Source organism: Aeromonas sanarellii (genome assembly GCF_000820085.1).
Taxonomy (GTDB): domain Bacteria; phylum Pseudomonadota; class Gammaproteobacteria; order Enterobacterales; family Aeromonadaceae; genus Aeromonas; species Aeromonas sanarellii.
Window position 1 is genome coordinate 25,490 of sequence record NZ_CDBN01000087.1, and the last position, 18,348, is coordinate 43,837.

The 18,348-nt window shown below is 63.5% G+C and carries 14 protein-coding genes; 3 read left to right on the forward strand and 11 right to left on the reverse strand.

The genetic code is table 11. The annotated features are described in order from the left end of the window. Positions 1 to 60: 60 nt before the first annotated feature. The 4 genes from BN1132_RS15810 to BN1132_RS15825 all read right to left on the reverse strand — a co-directional run bounded on the left by BN1132_RS15810 (position 61) and on the right by BN1132_RS15825 (position 4,186). Complete coding sequence (locus tag BN1132_RS15810) at positions 61 to 888, reverse strand: carbohydrate ABC transporter permease (protein WP_042078745.1); 828 nt, start codon at positions 886 to 888, stop codon at positions 61 to 63. A 1-nt stretch (position 889) separates the two neighbouring features. Further along, the gene (locus BN1132_RS15815) at positions 890 to 1,729 is read right to left on the reverse strand and encodes a carbohydrate ABC transporter permease (RefSeq protein ID WP_226989652.1); all 840 of its coding nucleotides are present in this window, start codon (positions 1,727 to 1,729) and stop codon (positions 890 to 892) included. A 116-nt stretch (positions 1,730 to 1,845) separates the two neighbouring features. Then, complete coding sequence (locus tag BN1132_RS15820; protein ID WP_244462955.1) at positions 1,846 to 3,132, reverse strand: extracellular solute-binding protein; 1,287 nt, start codon at positions 3,130 to 3,132, stop codon at positions 1,846 to 1,848. 55 nt (positions 3,133 to 3,187) lie between these two features. Then, the gene (locus BN1132_RS15825) at positions 3,188 to 4,186 is read right to left on the reverse strand and encodes a cellulase family glycosylhydrolase (protein WP_244462956.1); all 999 of its coding nucleotides are present in this window, start codon (positions 4,184 to 4,186) and stop codon (positions 3,188 to 3,190) included. Positions 4,187 to 4,583: 397 nt separating this feature from the next. Here BN1132_RS15825 and BN1132_RS15830 point away from each other — a divergent pair, with 397 nt between their 5' ends. Continuing rightward, positions 4,584 to 5,621: a LacI family DNA-binding transcriptional regulator gene (locus tag BN1132_RS15830; protein WP_042078747.1), complete on the forward strand. Its 1,038-nt coding sequence runs from the start codon at positions 4,584 to 4,586 to the stop codon at positions 5,619 to 5,621. 301 nt (positions 5,622 to 5,922) lie between these two features. On the opposite strand, the gene BN1132_RS15835 is transcribed toward BN1132_RS15830, so the two are convergent. From BN1132_RS15835 to galE, 7 genes are all read right to left on the reverse strand, one after another. Continuing rightward, on the reverse strand, positions 5,923 to 6,249 hold the full coding sequence (locus BN1132_RS15835) for a SemiSWEET family sugar transporter (protein ID WP_084203018.1): 327 nt from the start codon (positions 6,247 to 6,249) through the stop codon (positions 5,923 to 5,925). 89 nt (positions 6,250 to 6,338) lie between these two features. Next, positions 6,339 to 7,685 carry an MFS transporter gene (locus BN1132_RS15840; RefSeq protein WP_052447039.1) on the reverse strand — a complete coding sequence of 449 codons (1,347 nt, stop codon included), beginning with the start codon at positions 7,683 to 7,685 and terminating at the stop codon, positions 6,339 to 6,341. 63 nt (positions 7,686 to 7,748) lie between these two features. Continuing rightward, positions 7,749 to 8,843 carry a cellulase family glycosylhydrolase gene (locus tag BN1132_RS15845; RefSeq protein ID WP_042078749.1) on the reverse strand — a complete coding sequence of 365 codons (1,095 nt, stop codon included), beginning with the start codon at positions 8,841 to 8,843 and terminating at the stop codon, positions 7,749 to 7,751. 306 nt (positions 8,844 to 9,149) lie between these two features. Next, the gene (locus BN1132_RS15850) at positions 9,150 to 10,121 is read right to left on the reverse strand and encodes an aldose epimerase family protein (RefSeq protein ID WP_042078750.1); all 972 of its coding nucleotides are present in this window, start codon (positions 10,119 to 10,121) and stop codon (positions 9,150 to 9,152) included. Next, positions 10,121 to 11,269, reverse strand: a complete 1,149-nt coding sequence (galK, locus tag BN1132_RS15855) for a galactokinase (protein ID WP_042078752.1) — start codon at positions 11,267 to 11,269, stop codon at positions 10,121 to 10,123. Before galK ends, BN1132_RS15850 begins: the two co-directional genes overlap by 1 nt. Continuing rightward, positions 11,266 to 12,312, reverse strand: a complete 1,047-nt coding sequence (locus BN1132_RS15860) for a UDP-glucose--hexose-1-phosphate uridylyltransferase (protein ID WP_042078753.1) — start codon at positions 12,310 to 12,312, stop codon at positions 11,266 to 11,268. The genes galK and BN1132_RS15860 overlap by 4 nt, the downstream gene beginning before the upstream one ends. 50 nt (positions 12,313 to 12,362) lie before the next feature. Further along, the gene (gene galE, locus BN1132_RS15865; protein WP_042078754.1) at positions 12,363 to 13,376 is read right to left on the reverse strand and encodes a UDP-glucose 4-epimerase GalE; all 1,014 of its coding nucleotides are present in this window, start codon (positions 13,374 to 13,376) and stop codon (positions 12,363 to 12,365) included. 215 nt (positions 13,377 to 13,591) lie between these two features. Between galE and BN1132_RS15870 the strand changes: the two genes are divergently transcribed. Further along, on the forward strand, positions 13,592 to 14,596 hold the full coding sequence (locus BN1132_RS15870; protein ID WP_042078755.1) for a substrate-binding domain-containing protein: 1,005 nt from the start codon (positions 13,592 to 13,594) through the stop codon (positions 14,594 to 14,596). 520 nt (positions 14,597 to 15,116) lie between these two features. Further along, positions 15,117 to 18,191 carry a beta-galactosidase gene (locus tag BN1132_RS15875; RefSeq protein WP_042078756.1) on the forward strand — a complete coding sequence of 1,025 codons (3,075 nt, stop codon included), beginning with the start codon at positions 15,117 to 15,119 and terminating at the stop codon, positions 18,189 to 18,191. Positions 18,192 to 18,348: the final 157 nt, after the last annotated feature.

Consider the following 18,348-nt stretch of genomic DNA (forward strand, 5'->3'; position numbering starts at 1 on the left):
CTCACGAGGGCCCGTGCTGGCCGTAAAACAAGGGGCTCGCCTCGGCGGGCCCGTGAATGGTCAACCCTTGAGACCGGTGGCAGCGAGGAAGCCCGATGCGACTCGTTTCTGGAATATGACGTAGAGGATGGCGACCGGCAGGCCACCTATCAGGGCGGAGGCCATGTTCTGGGCATAGCGCACCCCGTAGGTGTCGTTGAGCTGGGTCAGGCCGATGGGGATGGTCATGTTCTCGGTGGAGCTCACCACCAGGAACGGCCAGAGGAAGTTGTTCCAGGCCCCCATGAAGGTGATGATCGCCATGGCATAGATGATGTTTCGAGACAGGGGCAGATAAACGCGCAGCAGCACCTGCCACTCCCGAGCGCCATCCAGGATGGCCGCCTCGCGAAAGTCCTTGGGGATCTGATCGAAGAAGCGCTTGAGCACGAACAGCACCATGGGCGACACCACCTGGGGCAGGATCACGCCCCCGAGGGAGTCGGCCAGTCCGAGGTGATAAATCTGGCGGAAGAGCGGGATCACCAGGGCCTCGAACGGGAAGATGATGCCGAACATGCAGCACCAGAACAGCAGGTTTGCCCCCCGAAAGCGGAGCTGGGAGAAGCTGTAGGCGGCCAGCACTGTGACGGACAGCGTCAGCACTGTGACCGCCAGCGAGGTGAACACGCTGTTCATGAAGAAGATGGGCAGATCCCCCAGGGTCAGCACCTTGATGAAGGCATCGAGGGTGACGGGGTCGGGCAACCACTGCAGCCCGGCGACGGTCTGCTCCTCCGGGCGCAGCGCAGTGCTGATGGCCCACAGCAGCGGGGCGCCCCACAACAGGCAGAGCAGCAGGGTCAATGAGATGGCCAGCAAGGCGGTAAATGTCAGTTTGCTCTTCATCTTAGCCTCGACGATTGATGAATCTATTAGCCAGGGATTGCAGCACCAGAATGAGCAAGACGATCAGCACGAAGACCACGGCGATGGCCGAGGCATAGCCGGCGTTCTGGTTGACGAACCCGGTCTCGTACATGTAGTGCAGAACGACCTTGGTGCTGTCGAAGGGGCCGCCGCCAGTCAGCAGGTAGGTCTGGCCGAAGATCTTCAGGGAGGCCACCAGTTGCAGGCCGAAGACCATGACGGTCACGGGGCGCAGCTGGCGCCAGGTGATGTAACGGAAGATGCCCCACTCCGAGGCGCCGTCGAGCCGGGCCGCCTCGTAGAGGTCCTGCGGGATGTTCTTGAGCGCAGCGAGGAACAACAGCACGTTGAAGCCGACGGTCCACCAGATGGTCGCCATCGCGACCATGGGCATGGCGAAGTCCGGGTCGTTGAACCAGGCGATCTCGGTGCCCGCGATCAGGTTGACCACCCCAAAGGTGGGGTGCAGCATCCATCCGCCTATCATCGCCATGACGGCGATAGGCAAGATATTGGGGATGAAGAAGATGGCCTGCACCAGGCCGGCGAAGCGGGTGAGCCGGTTGATCAGCATCGCCATCACCAGCCCCAGGGCGGTCAGGGGGATCACGGTGAGCAGGGCGAAGTAGGCGGTTTGCAGCAGCGAATCCCAGAAGCTCGGGTCTTGCAGCAGCTCAACATAGTTGGCAAGGCCCACATAGCCGTGGGTCTCGGTCAGCCCGCTGTCGGTAAAGCTCAACTGCAACGTTTGCAGGGCCGGAATGACAAAGAAGAGCAAAAAGGCGAGCAGGAAGGGGGCCAGCATGAGCCAGGGCGTCATGAGGGCCCCCAAGCTGCCGGCGGGGGTTCTGGTAGTGTCTTTATGATCCATGTCTGCGATCGAGCCTGGAATGGGAGAAACGGAGGGGCAGGGGGTGACCCTCTGCCCCGGGGTCATTAACGGGCCGGGCGGCTCATGAACTTGCCCGCGTCGCGCTCGAACATCTGCAGTGCCTTTTCGGTGGGCAGCTGACCGGTCAGGGCGGCAGGGAAGTACTTGGAGGCGGTGGCCTGCAGGGGGCCTGCGGCTCCGCTGTACCAGCCGTCCGGGTCATAGACGATGTGGCTGGCGGTGTCGCTGACATAGTCGGCGAGCAGCGGCATCTCCTTGAATTCCTTGGTCTCCACTACCGGTTCATAGGCCGGAATATGGCCGCCCTCGGCCCAGGTGATGGCCTGCTGGTTGATGTAGGTGGCGAACCGGGCGACCCCTTTCATCTTCTCGGCCGAGATGGGTTTGCCCTTGTTGTTCGGAATGGCGAGCGCATGGGAGTCGGCCCAGGCCGCCTGCACGCCGTTGAAGAAGGAGGGCAGCGAGGCAACCCCCACCTCGAAGCCGAGCCTGCCGCCCTTCATGCCGTCGGTGACGGAGGGCAGCTCCCAGACGCCGTTGAGCATGAAGGCGGATTTGCCCGTCATGAATTCGGTGGTGGAAGAGGCGTAATCCAGCCCCTTGGTGGCGTAGCCGTCGGCATACCACCTGGCCATGGCCTCCATGGCCTTCTGGCCTGCCTCACCGTAGACGAACTTGTTGTTCTCTATGGTCTTGCCCCCCTGCTGGGTGATCATGGAGAGCCAGAGGCGGTACGGCATATAGGACATGGGAGAGGTCTCCATGCTCAGCCCCATGGCGCCCTGATCTTTGACGCTCTTGAGCGCCGCGTCGAACTGTGCCAGCGAGGTGATGGGCTTGAGCTTGCCCTGCTCGTCCAGCAGGCCGGCCTTGGCCGCGATGGACTTGTTGTAGTAGATCACCAGGGCATGGGTATCGATGGGCAGCGCATAGGTCTTGCCATCGACGTTCGATTGTTTCCAGAGCAGCGGGAACAGCTTGCCGCTGTCATAGCCGGCGGCCTGCATCGCCTGTGCCGTGATGGGCTCCAGGCCCTGGGTCTGGGTGAAACCGGAGATCTTGGAGAGGTGGATGGTGGCCATGTCCGGACCGCTACCCATGGCGGAGGCGGTCTTGAGCTTGGTGTAGAAGGGTTCGCCCCAGTTCAGGGTGGTGGTCTCTATTCTGTAGTCGCCCTGGCTGGCGTTGAAACCGTCGACCAGCTGTTTCATGCGGGCGCCGTCGCCGCCGTTGAGCAGGGTCCAGTATTGCAGTGTGGTCTGCGCCAGGGTGACGGGAGAGAGCGTCGCGCCCGCGACCAGCAATGCCAGCAGCTTCATCTTTTTCATCATGTGACCTCTATGCGTAGGGTGAGGCGATGCCTGGTGGATCGCCCCGGAGGGTTTTTTATTCGTCGGTCAGGGACCGGATCAGGGCAACTTCGCGTCCGTCATAAGGGGAGCCATCCGCCTCGAGCAGGTCGTGGAACCAGGTGTCCGCATACTCTGGGAGTTCGCGCTGGATATTGGGCCAGGGCAGATGGGTCTGGGTTTTCCCCTTGACCAGCCCCCACTGGTAGCAGGCGATTTTCCGTTCCTTGAAGAGGGGCAGTTGTTCATGCATGAAGGACTGGGCGTGGCGAGCGAGCCATTCGGTGCAGAGCAGGGGGCGCTCATAGGCCGCGACTATTGCCAGGCTCTTTTCCAGCAGCGCCAGGGGCTGATAGGCATGGAAACTGATCACGTCTGACAGCTCCATGGCCCGGATGTCGGTGGGATGGGCAAAGATGGGCTCATCCGGGCTGAAGTGGTTGGCGGCATGCCAGGCACAGACGGTGAGCGGCTGGCTGGGATCCGCTTCGCGTGCCCAGGTGAAGGCCAGCTCCATCAGGTGGTGGCTGTAGGGCTCCATGGCCGGATCGAACTCTTCAGACAGACCGGGGCCGCGGAAGATGCCGCGATTGGTCGGCTCGTTGTAGAGGTCCCACACCAGGATGCGATCGTCCTTGGCAAAGGTGCCGACGATGTCCTTGATATAACGCCCAATCTCATGCCACTGCGTAATATCCATGACGACGTTGCGCCCTGGGCTTGCCGCTGCCTGGCTGTTGTGCAGCTGCTCGACAGGCCCTTTCTGCGGGCCAAGGTAGGGGTGATCGCCGGAGAAACCGCAATCATCCATGGGGGTCAGCATGACGCCGATCCCTTCTGCGGCCGCTGTCGCGAGAAAATGATCGATGCGGGCGATCAGACCATCCCTGTCTGCCTGCCAGACGATGAAGGGCAGGTTGGTGCGCAGGGTGTTGTAGCCCACCTCTCTGGCCCAGGCCAGCTCCTGCCTGATGGTCGGGAGATCGAAGGTGTCCCGCTGCCACATCTCCGTCCAGTTGACGGCGGTTCTGGGCAAGTAATTGAACCCTCTCAACCAGGGTTGCCTGCTCCACCATTGCCAGGCCCGGTCTGTGGACCACTGTTGTACCGCCATCGAGACTCCCCATTGCTAATCTTTGTTTTTGATTAGCTAATTTTTATTAGCTAATCATGCTGATGGCAAAGGATGAAGGGTGAAATTTGGTGGCTGGTCACAAAATGAGCCTGATCAGGGCTCATTCCAATCTCGGGTTTCGCCGTCGCGGTTCACCGCACGGCACCTGTCGAGTGAACGGTGCAAGCCGAATGACGCCATGGTGAGGGCGATAACTTGGCTGGCTCCCCCCTGTTCCCTGGGTTATGATTGGCGAGAAAAAAATAACTAATAATATTACCTGGGCGACAGGGACAGCCCGTAATCAATGGCCATATCGATGAACAAGAAACGCATAACCATGAGTGCCATCGCCGCCGCGGCAGGCGTCTCCCAATCCACCGTCTCCTTGGTGCTCAATGGCTCTACCGCGGTGAAGCTCTCCGAAGAGACGAGGCGTCGGGTGATCGAGAAGGCGTCCGAGTTGGGCTACCAGCACAAGCGGGTGGAGCATCAGCCCAAGGGTCCGGCTCCTCGCAAGATTGCCTTTGTATTCAACGGGCTCACCCTCTATGACCCCTTCCTGGATGCGATCAATGCCTGCAATGAACGCGCCTGGGAGGCCGATCGCATGCTGGTGACCTTCGATTATCGCAACAGCCGGGATCTCACCGAGCTGATCGAGCAGGAGATCAATCAGGGAGACTATATGGGGATGATCTTTGCTTCCTCGATGACGCGGCAGCTCCCCGAGATGGAGCTTTCTCCCCAGGTTCCCACCGTCCTGCTCAACTGCTATCTGGAGGCATCAGGCTCACCCGATCGCCCCTCCATCCTGCCTGCCGACAAGCTCGGGGGATACAAGATGACGGCACACCTGTTGGCGCAGGGCTGCCGGCGGATCGCGCTGATTCAGGGAGAACCCTGGATGGAGGCCAACAACCTGCGGCTGGAGGGGTATCGCCAGGCGCTGATCAATCATGACGTGATCCCGGACCCACAACTGGTGCGCGTCGCTAACTGGTCCTTGCACGAGGCCTATGAGCAGACGCGGCAGTTGCTGGCACTCCCCCAGGCACCCGACGGTATCTTCTGCTGCAGCGACTACATGGCGCAGGGCTGTTATCAGGCCATTGCGGAGGCAGGGTTACGCATTCCGGAAGATATCCTGGTGGCTGGTCACGATAATCAGATGCTGGCCAACGAGATGGTCCCCCCGCTGAGCTCCATCGAGCTGCCCTACGACGAAATGGGCAAGCTGGCGGTGGAGACCCTGATGCAGCTGGCGCAGGGGGAGAGACCGATTGCCCCCGTGATGAAGCTGGAGGGGGAGCTCTTTATCCGGACATCCAGCCAGCGGTTGGTGCATGAGTCGTGAGAGGGGGCGTGGCGTTTGTCTGGGATTGGCACCACGGCATGGGATTGAGATAAAAACATTTTTCTCTCTCTTCTAAAGCACGTCGTCGCCCTTCTGAGTCTGCGTCAGTGTTTATCTGACATCGGCCCGCTGCAACCGGATGCTCGGCGTCTCGCTGGAGGCCTGCTGGACAGTTGCTGGCGCCCGGAACAGCCAGTCGTCAAGGCGGCCTGTTCGCAGGCGGGAAGCGGCTGGTCGGCTTGAGCTTCACATTCCGGATGGTGGGCGCGACCAGATGAGCCCGTTCTTTTCCATCGGAACCTCAGGTACGCGACTCGTTGCGCAGCTTGAGCAGCAGCACGGTGCTGGCCAGCGCCAGCGTGATGCTGTTTGCGATGGTGACCGGTCTATCGCCAATCTTCAGACCGTACACCAGCCACAGCAGCACGCCACAGCCGAAGGCGAGATACATGCCGAGGGAGATGGCCTTGGTCTCCCGGGTTTTCAGGATGTGGACAACTTGCAGGGCAAAGGAGCCTGTGGTGAGAAAGGCGGCGCACAGGCCGAGATAGGCATCATCCAGCCAGAGCACCAGACCCCCCAGGGAGAGTGACAGGGCGATGGCTCCGGGCCAGAACAGGGGCGGCATAATCAGGTTCCTCGATAGCGATGGGGGCGGTGATGGCCGGAGGGCGGGCCAGATGATGATCCGGCCCGCCGCATCTTTGTATTGTCCGGTTAAATAGCGTTGGTGGAGCGCCACTTCAGCAGGGCATGACGGACCTTCGCATGCTTTTCTTCGGTGAAGTTGTAACGGGTCATGATGATGACGCGCATGACGCTGCCCACGATCGGCACCAGCGAGATGCAGATGAAGAGCCCGTCCATGGTGGCCTGAGTCTGCGCCATGTTCGGCTGATAGCCGAGCCAGATCAGCAGGGTGCCGGAGATGCCGCCCGCGATGGCCCAGGCCAGTTTGCCGGTAAAGGTCTGCCCGGAGAAGGCGATGGCGGCGCAGCGGCGGCCGGACTTGAGCTCGGCATATTCGATGGTCTCGCTCAGCATGGCGGAGATCAGCGGGTTGGTGATGACGTTGGCGGCGTGGATCAGGGCGAGGAAGCCGAACACCAGCATCAGGTTGTCGTAACCCGTCGTGTAGAAGCCGACGCGCAGGGCGATCTCCAGCATGGTGAGCATCAGGAAGAGATCGCGCTTCCTGAAGCGCTTGGTCAATACCGGCACCAGCATGCAGGCCATGGAAGTGGCCACGCCTATGGTCCCCATCACAGAGAGCAGTCCGGCGTCACCCATGTTGTAGGTGAAGAAGAAGATGTAGAGCCCGGTCGCCAGGTTGAAGAAGACGTTGCAGAAGAAGGAGCCCAGCACATAGGCCAGCGGCTTGTTGGAGCGCAGGACGCGGAAGGAGTCCCGGATGGTGATCTTGTCATCCGGATTGGGCCTGACGCGCTCCTTCATCTGGCTGGCGCCGATCACCATCAGCGGCAGGGCGATCAGCATCAGGCAGATGGCGCCTTCCATGTAGCCCTTGGTGCTGCTGGTGGCGGCAAACAGCTCGGTGAGCTTGGGGAAGATGATGGAGGCCCCGCCGATGCCGATGTTGACCCCCAGCATGGCCACGGTCACGGCCTTGGCGCGTTCTTGCGGCTCCTGGCTCATGACAGACGACATGGTCCAGAACGGCACATCGGAGAGGGTGTAGATCATGCCCCAGGCGATATAGGTCACCGCCGCATAGGCCACCTTGGTCGCCATCGGCAGATCCAGCCCGATGAAGCTGAGGGCGGTGACGCCCGCGATCAGGAAGGGCACGAACAGCATGTAGGGAGTAAATTTGCCGCGCTTGAAATTCAGTGTGTCCATGTAGCCGGCGATCAGGGGATCGTTGATGGCATCCCAAATACGGGCGACGAGGAAAATGGCCCCGGCCGCAGCGGGCGATATTCCAAGGATATCGGTGTAAAAATAGAGAATGAAGGAGCCCACCAGGCCGAAGCTCAGGCATTGCCCGACGGCGTAGCTGAAATATCCCGCCAGCTCTCTATTTTGTATCTTCTGGTCTGTCATCTGCCAACCTCTACGACATGAATGGGTTGCGAAGGGCGCCACCTCTGTGGCGTCCTGTTGGTGTTATGCGCGGGTCAATGTGCGGATAAGCGCCGTCTCGCTGGCGGAGTAGGGGGTGCCGTCCTCTTCCAGCAGGTCATGGAACCAGACCCGGCGAAAATCGGGGTCGATATTGCGGACGAAGGGCCAGGGCAGGTGGGTCTGGGTCTTGCCTTTCACCAGGCCCCACTGATAGGCGCCAATCTTCAGCTCCTTGAACAGGGGCAACTGCTGCTCCACCACGCTGCCGACATGGCGTGCCAGCCACTCGGTGCAGAAGATCGGGCGGCGATAGCTGCCAACCACCTCCAGTGAGATCCTCAACCCCTCCATGCGCTGATAGGAGTGGAAGCTGATGACGTCAGACAGTTCCATGGCGCGCCGGTCGGTGGGGTGGGTGAAGGTGTTTTCCGGGGTAAATTCCGAGTCACCCTGACCGATGCTGTAGGGGGCGTGCCAGGCGCCGACGGTGAGCGGCTGGGTGGGGTTCTCCTCCCGCGCCCAGACGAACGCCAGCTCCATCAGATAGTGGGCGTAGGTCTCCAGCGCCTCGTCGAAGCGCACCTCCACATCGCCCTCCGCGAAGATGCCGCGGTTGGTCGGCTCGTTGTAGAGATCCCAGATGAAGATCCGTTCGTCATTGGCGAAGGTGCGCACCAGATCGCGGATGTAACGCTCCAGATCGCGCCATTGGGTCGGATCGATGACGACGTTGCGGCCTGGGCTCGCCGCCGCCTGGCTGTTGTGCACGTCGTCCCGCGGCGGTTTCTGGCTGCCCAGATAGGGGTGATCGCCGGAGAAGCCGCAGTCATCCATCAGGGTCATCATCACGCGGATGCCGTGCTTGGCGCACAGGCCGAGGAACTGCTCGATGCGGGCGATCAGGCCGTCGCGGTCGTGCTGCCAGACGATAAACGGCAGGTTGGTGCGCAGGGTGTTATAGCCCAGCTCGCTGGCCCAGCCCAGCTCCTGATCGATGGTGGCGGGATCGAAGGTCTCGGCCTGCCACATCTCGGTCCAGTTGACCGCTGTGCGGGGCAGATAGTTGAAGCCCAGCAGCCAGGGCTGCTCGTCATACCAGGCGTTGGCCTGCTCGATCGTCCATTGTTGTACCGCCATCGGAACCTCTCGCTAAAGTTTATTTTGATTAGCTAATTTTATTAGCTGGTTTTCGCGATGGCAAAGGAGGAAGGGCAGAAGTTGGTGCTCAGTCACAAAATGAGCTCCCCGGTTGCACTATCGCTTAGAGACGCGCGGTTCGCATCGATCCCGCGGTGATAAGCCACAGAAGTCGAGCACGAGGGGGATCACGCGGCGGGAGCCCCTGATCTTGCGGGTCATGACTGGTGAGAAAGAACCAACTAATAATATTAGCTGGCGGCAGGCTGCCAACGCCTGTGGGAGATGGCAGCCTGCTGAGGGGGGCTATTTGTTCGTCGGGATCAAGCGATACCGGGTCTGATGGCGATAGGTCTGACCGGGCAGCAGCCAGGGATCGCCGAGCTCGGGGCGGTTCGGGCTGTCCGGCAGTTGCTGCGCTTCCAGGCAGAGCCCCTGATAGTTCTGCCACTCGCCGCCACCACGGACCGGGGTGCCGGCCAGCCAGTTGCCGGTGTAGAGCTGCACGCCGGGCTGATCCGTGTACATCTCCAGGCAAAGGCGCTGGTCGCCCGAGATCAGGGTCACGGCGGGTTCATCCTGCGGCCCGTCCAGCAGGAAGCAGTGATCGTAGCCACGGCACCGTACCAGCTGTGGATGGTCCTGCCAGTCGGCGCCGATGCGGCGGGTCTGGCGCAGGTCGAAGGGGCCGTCCACCTCGGCCTTGCCGAGCGGGAGCGAGCGTTCGTCGGTCGGCAGGTAGCGATCGGCGGCGATACGAATGCTGTGGTCGCGCACGTCACCGCCATCCAGGTTGAAGTAGGCGTGGCTGGTGAGGTTGACCGGAGTCGGTGCATCCGTGGTGGCGCTGATCTCGATCACCAGATCGAGCGCCTCCAGCCGGTACTCCAGCTCGACGGCCAGGTTGCCGGGGAAGCCCTGCTCGCCGTCGGCCAGCAGGGTGCGCAGGCGCAGGCGATCCGCCGCGACCTCGGCCACCTGCCACTCCCGGTTGTGCAGGGAGTGGCGACCGCCGTGCAGGCAGGTGGTCCCTTCGTTGGCGTCGACCGGCCACTCCTGCCCATCCCGCTCCAGACGGGCGTTGCCGATGCGGTTCGCGAAACGGCCGACCATGGCGCCGAGATAGGCGCTCTGGTTGGCGTAGTCGGCGGGCTCGCAGGCCAGCAGCACGTTGCGACGCTCTTCGCCGACCGCTACCTCAAGGGCCGTCAGGGTCGCGCCGTAGTCGAGCACGCCGAGCCGCAGCCCGGCCTCGCTTTGCAGCCAGTATTCGGTCATCAGAGCACCCCCGCGCCAGCGCTGGCGCGGCAGACATAGCAGTCGGCCTGGAGCCCGAAGCGAGCCGGGTATTCGGCCTCGACCGTGGCGATCACCTCGTCCACCTGTTCCGGGCGCAGCAGGGCGACCACGCAGCCGCCGAAGCCGCCACCAGTCATGCGCACGCCGCCTTCGCTGCCGATCTTGGCCTTGATGATCTCCACCAGACCGTCGATGGCGGGCACGGTGATCTCGAAGTCGTCGCGCATGGCGGCGTGGGACTGGCCCATCAGCTCGCCGAGGCGCACCAGATCACCGCTGGCCAGCGCATCGGCGGCGGCCAGGGTGCGGGCATTCTCGCCCACCACGTGGCGGGCGCGGCGATAGCTCACCTCGTCCAGCCCGGTCTTGCCTGCCTCGAGGGCGGCCAGATCCAGATCCCGCAGCGCCTTGACCCCGTAGTGACGGGCGGCGTGCTCGCACTGCTGGCGACGGGTGTTGTATTCGCTGTCCACCAGGCCGCGACGCACGTTGGAGTTGACGATCAGCACCGCCAGATCGGTCGGCATGGGGATGAGGCGGGTCTCCAGGGAGCGGCAGTCCAGCAGCAGGGCGTGGTCGCGCTCGCCGCTGGCGGAGATCATCTGATCCATGATGCCGCAGTTGCAGCCGACGAACTGGTTCTCCGCCTGCTGGCCGTTGAGGGCGATCTCGGCCTGGCCGATGTCGAGCCCCAGCGCCTCCTTGAAGGCCTGGCCGATGGCCACCTCCAGCGAGGCGGAGGAGGAGAGCCCGGTACCCTGGGGCACGTTGCCGGAGACCACCAGATTGAGGCCGCGCAGGGCATAACCGCGCTCCTGCAGGCACTTCACCACGCCGCGGATGTAGTCGCTCCAGCGCTGATCCGGATGATGGGCGATGGGCCGGTCCAGATCGAACAGGTCGCGCTGGTTGCCGTAGTCGGCCGCCACCACCTGTACCAGGTTGTCGGCGCGGCGGCCGATGGCGACGCAGGTCTCGTAGTCGATGGCGCAGGGCAGCACGAAGCCGTCGTTGTAGTCGGTGTGCTCGCCGATGAGGTTGACGCGGCCTGGGGCGCGCACCAGCAGGTCGGGTTGCTGTTCAAACTGCTCGGCAAAAACGGCGCTGACGCGTTGGCTGGGGGTCATGGGGTTACCTCATTGGCTTTGTAATGAACGGGGGAGAGGGAACGCAGGCGCTCGGCGGCCTGTTCCGGGGTAAGGTCGCGCTGGGTCTCGGCCAGCATCTCGAAGCCCACCATAAACTTGCGCACGGTGGCGGAGCGCAGCAGGGGCGGGTAGAAGTGGGCGTGCAGCTGCCAGGCCTCGGGACAGTCCGAGCGCGGCGGGGCGAAGTGCCAGCCCATGGAGTAGGGGAAGCTGCATTCGAACAGGTTGTCGTAGCGGCTGGTGAGTTCCTTGAGCGCGATGGCCAGATCCTGCTGCAGCTCAGGGGTGAGGCCGAGCAGGGAGGGAACATGGCGCTTGGGCAGCAGCAGGGTCTCGAACGGCCAGGCGGCCCAAAACGGTACCACGGCCAGCCAGTGTTCGGTCTCCACCACGATGCGGGAGCGGTCTTGCAGCTCGCGCTCCACGTAGTCGACCAGCAGCGGGCGGCCGTGCTCGGCCAGCCAGGCGCGCTGGTGTTCCTCTTCCCGGGCGATCTCGTTGGGCAGGAAGTCGCTGCCCCAGAGCTGGCCGTGGGGATGGGGGTTGGAGCAGCCCATGACGGCGCCCTTGTTCTCGAACACCTGCACCCATTCCCACTGAGCCGACAGCTCGGCCACCTGATCCATCCAGGTGTGGATCACCGCCTCGATGGCGGGCAGTTCCAGTTCGGGGAGTGTCTTGCCGTGATCCGGCGAGAAGCAGATGACCCGGCTGGTGCCACGGGCCGCCTCCAGCTTCAGCAGGGGATCCTGCTCGCCGCTGGCGGCCGGAGTGTCCTGCATCAGGGCGGCGAAGTCGTTGGTGAAGACGAAGGTGCCCTGGTAATCGGGATTGATATCGCCGGTGACGCGCTTGTTGCCCGCGCAGAGGAAGCAGTCGGGATCGTGGGCCAGGCTCGGCGCCTGGCTCACCTTCTCGACCTGACCCTGCCAGGGGCGCTTGGCCCTGTGGGGGGAGACCAGCACATACTGGCCGGTCAGCGGGTTGAAGCGGCGGTGGGGGTGATCAACGGGGTTGAACATCATCACTCCAGTCAATGAGTTGGGAGAATCGTCATGGAGAGGCCGGGGGCCTACTCCTCGTAACCGTTCGGGTTGGCGGACTGCCAGCGCCAGCTGTCGGCGCACATGGCCGCGAGATCCCGGCTGGCGTGCCAGCCCAGCTCACGCTCGGCCTTGGCCGGGTCTGCCCAGCACTCGGCGATGTCGCCGGGGCGCCTTGGCTCGATGCGATAGGGCAGGGGGCGGCCGCTGGCCGCCTCGAACGCCGCCACCATCTGCAGCACGCTCTGGCCCTGGCCGGTGCCCAGGTTGTAGGCATGGACGCCGCCCTTGTGGGTGCAATGCTGCAGCGCCTTGACGTGGCCCTCGGCGAGATCCATCACGTGGATGTAGTCGCGTACCCCTGTGCCATCCGGGGTTTTGTAATCGTTTCCAAACACCGAGAGGCAGTCACGGCGACCGATGGCGACCTGGGTCAGAAAGGGCATGAGGTTGTTCGGGATGCCCTGGGGATCCTCTCCCAGGGTGCCGGACTCGTGGGCGCCGACCGGGTTGAAGTAGCGCAGCAGGGTCATGCTCCAGTGGGGCTCGGCAGCCTGCAGATCCTCGAGGATCTCCTCGATGATCAGCTTGGATCGCCCATAGGGATTGGTGGCGCTGCGGGGGAAGTCTTCGCGGATGGGCACGCTTGCCGGGTCACCGTAGACGGTGGCCGAGGAGCTGAACACCAGGTTGTGGACCCCGGCGCGTTTCATGGCCTGCAGCAGCACCAGGGTGCCGCCGAGGTTGTTGTCGTAGTAGTCGAGGGGAATGCGGGTCGACTCGCCGACCGCCTTGAGGGCGGCGAAGTGGATCACGGCCCCTATCTCCTGCTCGGCGAAGATGCGATCCAGCAGGGCCGGGTCGCGGATGTCCCCCTGGTAGAACGCGGGCGCCTGCCCGCTGATGGCGGCGATGCGTGTCAGCACGCCGGTCTTGCTGTTGCACAGGTTGTCCACCACCACGGGCTCCATGCCTGCGGCCTGCAAGGCCAGGCAGGTGTGGCTGCCGATATAGCCGCAACCGCCGGTGACCAGTACTTTCATCCTCTTCTCCACCCTTGGATCCTCACACAGGAAAGTCTGAGAAGGAGTCTAGCCGAGGGGTTGGAAGGTAAACTGTGATCCGGTTAACGGTTTTGTGTAAACGATTACACTTGTTTTTGTCGTCACGAATGCCGTGTGGTGACTTTTTCCCCTGTTATCAGGGACATTGCCCGGTATAATGCGTCATATCGAACCGTGAAATAAGTGAAAACAGCATGAGCACCATCAAGGATGTCGCCCGTTTGGCCAATGTGTCGGTGGCAACGGTTTCACGGGTGATGAACAATTCACCCAAGGCCAGCGCCGCCTCCCGCGAGGTGGTGCTGAAGGCCATGGCCGAACTGGGCTACACCCCCAACGCCAACGCCCGGGCCCTGGTCAGCCAGACCTGCGACACCATGGGCGTGGTGGTGGGCGACGTGGCCGATCCCTTCTTCGGTGCCCTGGTCAAGGGGGTGGCGACGGTGGCGGTCGAGCAGGGGTTGCACCTCCTGATGGGTAATGGTTTTCACCGAGCCCAGCAGGAGCGGGAAGCGATCGAGCTGCTGATCGGCAAGCGTTGCGAGGCGCTGGTGGTGCACAGCAAGGCGCTCGGCGACGAGGAACTCATCGACTATGCCCTGCGGGCCCCCGGCATGGTGCTGATCAACCGCGACATCCCGAGCCTGCGGGGGCGCTGCATCGCCCTCAACAACCGTCAGGGGGCCGCGACCGCGACCCGCCATCTGCTGGAGCTGGGGCACCGCCACATCGCCTTCCTGAGCTCGGATCACGCCATCGAGGATGCCTTGCTGCGCCATCAAGGCTATCAGGACGCCCTGGCCGAGGCGGGGTTGAGCGCCGATCCCGAGCTGGTGGAGAGCGGCATGCCCAATGAGGAGGGTGGGGAGCGCGCCATGCTCAACCTGCTGGCCAAGGGGCTGCCCATCACGGCTGTGGTGGCCTACAACGATGCCATGGCGGCGGGGGCCATCTCGGTGCTGGCGGACAACGGCTTCAAGGTGCCGGAGGAGGTCTCGGTGGTGGGGTTCGATGACATCATCTACGCCAGATACTTGCGGCCCAAGCTCTCCACCATGCGCTATCCCATCGAGCTGATGGCGGCGCAGGCGGCCAAGCTGGCATTGCAGCTCGCTGCGGGGGAGAGCGAGTCGGTGCAGAGCCGCATCTACACTCCGACCCTGATCAACCGTCACTCGGTCGCTCCCGTCAGGCCCTGATCCTTCCCGCCCATTTCACCTGCGACGGGGCCGTCCCCTGCGTCTGCACCAGCGCAGGCGGGGGCTGACTCCTCCATCCCGCGTCCATCGCTGCGTCCGGGCTGCGACAGCTCTCACCGCGGCGACAGCGCTTTGGCGCGCCTAAGATGGGGTCACAGCCGCCATCTACCCTAGTCTCTGCGCCATCATCAGCATCACTGCACCCTCAGGGCCGGGTGCGCTTCTATGCCGTCTCCGGCCCGTGGAACCGCGGCTGCATGGGCTTCCACCCCTGCCAGCCAGCGCCCTGGCCCCGCCGTGTGCCAGCGAAGCCTGTGCACCTGCGGTACGCCACTCGGCCCGACTGGCTGCCGACGCCCCGGTGTGGCGGCCCTTTACCCCTATTTATCCGATTTTTACTCCGCTTTACTTAACAAAATATGTGTAATCGTTTACATCTGTGTGAGCGAGATCGCCGATCGCCGGTCAAAACTTCCCTACACTGCAATGGTTTTCAGCGCTCGTGCAGGGAGAGAGAAGCATGCTCAGGGAGATAGTAGCCCGTCAGGACTGGCAGACCCAAGTGATTACGTCGGTGAATCGTCTGCCCACCCATACCCCCTTGTCCAGTTGGCGCAGCGAGGCCGAGGCGCGAGCCGGGCTTTCTTCGCCTTCCCGCATGCTGCTCGACGGCGAGTGGCGTTTTTCTTTCTTCGGTGCCCCCGAGCAGGTGCCCGAGCGCTGGGTGAACGAGGATCTGCCCGACGCGACGGCCATCCGGGTACCCGGCAACTGGCAGCTGGATGCGGCCTACCCAGGGTTGCGGCCTGCGACCGACGTGCCCATCTACACCAACATCAAATACCCCTTCCCCTGCGATCCGCCCTGGGTGCCCGCCGAGAATCCCACCGGCTGCTACTCTCGCGAGTTCGCACTGCCCACCGACTGGCTGGCCGGCGGCCAGACCCGAGTCATCTTCGACGGGGTGGACAGCGCCTTCCACCTGTTCTGCAACGGCCGCTGGGTCGGCTACTCCCAGGACAGCCGGCTGCCCGCCGAATTCGATCTGAGCCCCTTCCTTCAGGCCGGAGCCAACCGGCTCGCAGCCCTGGTGCTGCGCTGGTCCGACGGCTCCTATCTGGAAGATCAGGACATGTGGCGCATGAGCGGCATCTTCCGCTCCGTGAGCCTGCTGCACAAACCGGCCCGTCATCTGATGGATATCCGGGTGACGCCCGAGCTTGACGCCTGCTATCGGGATGCCCGCCTCAAGGTCGATCTGCAGGTCAATGAGGGCAGCGGCCTGGCGGTGGAGGCCAGGCTCTATTTCAGTGAGACGCTGATCGCCGAGCGACGCCAGCCGCTCGGCACCGGCGCCATCGACGAAAAAGGGGTTTACGACGACCGTGCCGAGCTGTGGCTGGCGGTGGCGGCGCCGCACAAGTGGAGCGCCGAGACGCCCCATCTTTATCGTCTGACCCTGACCCTGCTGGACGAGCAGGGGGCGCCCATCGAGAGCGAGGCTTATGACGTGGGCTTTCGTGCGGTGGAGATCCGTGGCGGCCTGCTGCGGGTCAACGGCCAACCCCTGCTGATCCGCGGCGCCAACCGCCACGAGCACCATCCCGCCACGGGACACGCGGTGGTGCCTGCCGACATGGAGCAGGATCTGCTGCTGATGAAGCGGCACAACTTCAACGCGGTGCGCTGCTCCCACTATCCCAACCACCCCGAGCTCTATCGCCTGTGCGACCGGCTGGGTCTCTACGTGGTGGACGAGGCGAACCTGGAGACCCACGGCATGACCCCCATGGGTCGGCTGGCGCGGGATCCCGCCTGGAGCACCGCCTTCCTCGAGCGGGTCACTCGCATGGTGGCCCGGGACTTCAACCACCCCAGCATCATCATCTGGTCCCTCGGCAACGAGTCCGGCTACGGCCCGGCCCACGACGCCATGTATCGCTGGGTCAAGGGGAGCGATCCGAGCCGCCCCGTGCAGTACGAGGGGGGCGGGGCCGACACCCCGGCCACCGACATCATCTGCCCCATGTATGCCCGCACCCACCAGGATCAACCCTTCCCTGCGGTGCCCAAGTGGGCGCTCGGCAAGTGGATCGGCCAGCCAGGAGAGACCCGGCCGCTGATCCTGTGCGAGTACGCCCACGCCATGGGCAACAGCCTGGGGGGCTATGCCCACTACTGGCAGGCGTTTCGCGATCATCCCCGCCTGCAGGGCGGCTTCGTCTGGGATTGGGTTGATCAGGGGCTGGACAAACAGACAGACGACGGTCGCCACTTCTGGGCCTACGGCGGCGACTTCGGCGACGCCCCGAACGATCGCCAGTTCTGCTGCAACGGCCTGCTGTTCCCGGATCGCACCCCCCATCCCTCCCTGGCCGAGGCCAAGCGGGCCCAGCAGCCGTTCGCGCTGACGCTGATCGAGCGGCAGCCGCTGACGGTGGCGATCCACAGCGAATATCTGTTCCGCCCCACGGACAACGAAGTCTTGCGGTGGCGGCTGTGCGAGGACGGCGTGGCGTTGAGCCAGGGGGAATGCCCGCTCAACCTGGCGCCCCAGGCCAGCGTGACGCTGACCCTGCTGGATCGGCTGCCGGCTTTCACGGCAGGCTCCCTCGCCTGGTTGGATCTGGCCATAGTGCAGCCGGCCGCCACCCCCTGGGCCGAGGCGGGGCACGAAGTGGCACGTCAGCAATTTATGCTGCCCACGCCGCTGGCGCTGCCCGGCCTCTCTGCCCCCGCCAGCTTGCAAGAGCAATCCGATCGATGGCTGGTCACGGCGGGTGGCACCGAATGGCGGCTGGACAAGGCCAGCGGCCGCATCCTGAGCTGGCGCAAGCGGGGACGCGAACAGTTGCGGGAGGCGATCTGCGATCACTTCTACCGGGCGCCGCTCGACAACGACATTGGCACCAGCGAGGCGGATCACGCCGATCCCAATGCCTGGATTGCCCGCTGGCAGGAGGCCGGACTGAACGATTTGAGCCATCGCTGCCTCGGCCTGGAGGCGAACCCGGCGCAGGGGCTAGTCACGGTACGCCACGGCTACTTCGTGGGCGACGAGCCGAAGGTGCTGACCCGCTGGCACCACAGGTTTGGTGATGATGGCGCCATGGCGCTGGAGATCGAGGTGGAGATCGCCGCCGACATGCCCTCCCTGCCCCGCATCGGGGCCAGGCTCTGGCTGGCCGACGAGGTCGCCGGGAATGGCGAGGTGAACTGGCTGGGGCGCGGCCCCCACGAGAACTACCCGGACCGCCTGCTGGCCGCCGACCTCGGTCGCTGGCAGTCGTCGCTCGATGCACTGCACACCGCGTATGTGTTCCCGACCGACAACGGCCTGCGCTGCGATACCCGCCAGCTGCGGCTGGGGGATCTGGAGGTGGAGGGGCACTTCCACTTCAGCGTCAGCCGTTACAGCCAGCAACAGCTCGCCCTGGCGCGTCACCAGACCGATCTGGTGGCCGAAGGGGGAGTGCACCTCTGCCTCGATGGCTTCCACATGGGGGTGGGAGGCGATGACTCCTGGAGCCAGAGCGTGCGGCCCGAATTCTGGTTGTTGCCGGGAAGTTACAGCTGGCACTGCATTTTGCGCTAGATGGGCTAGTCTTTCATGGAGAGGCCTCGAAAGAGGCCTTAACTTACATAACTATTTAATTTTTAACAATATTGCTTCTATGTAACAGAGTGTAAACGTTTTCATTTTGTTGCCATGATCACAGACCGTCACACAACAAACTGATTACATTAGGCTG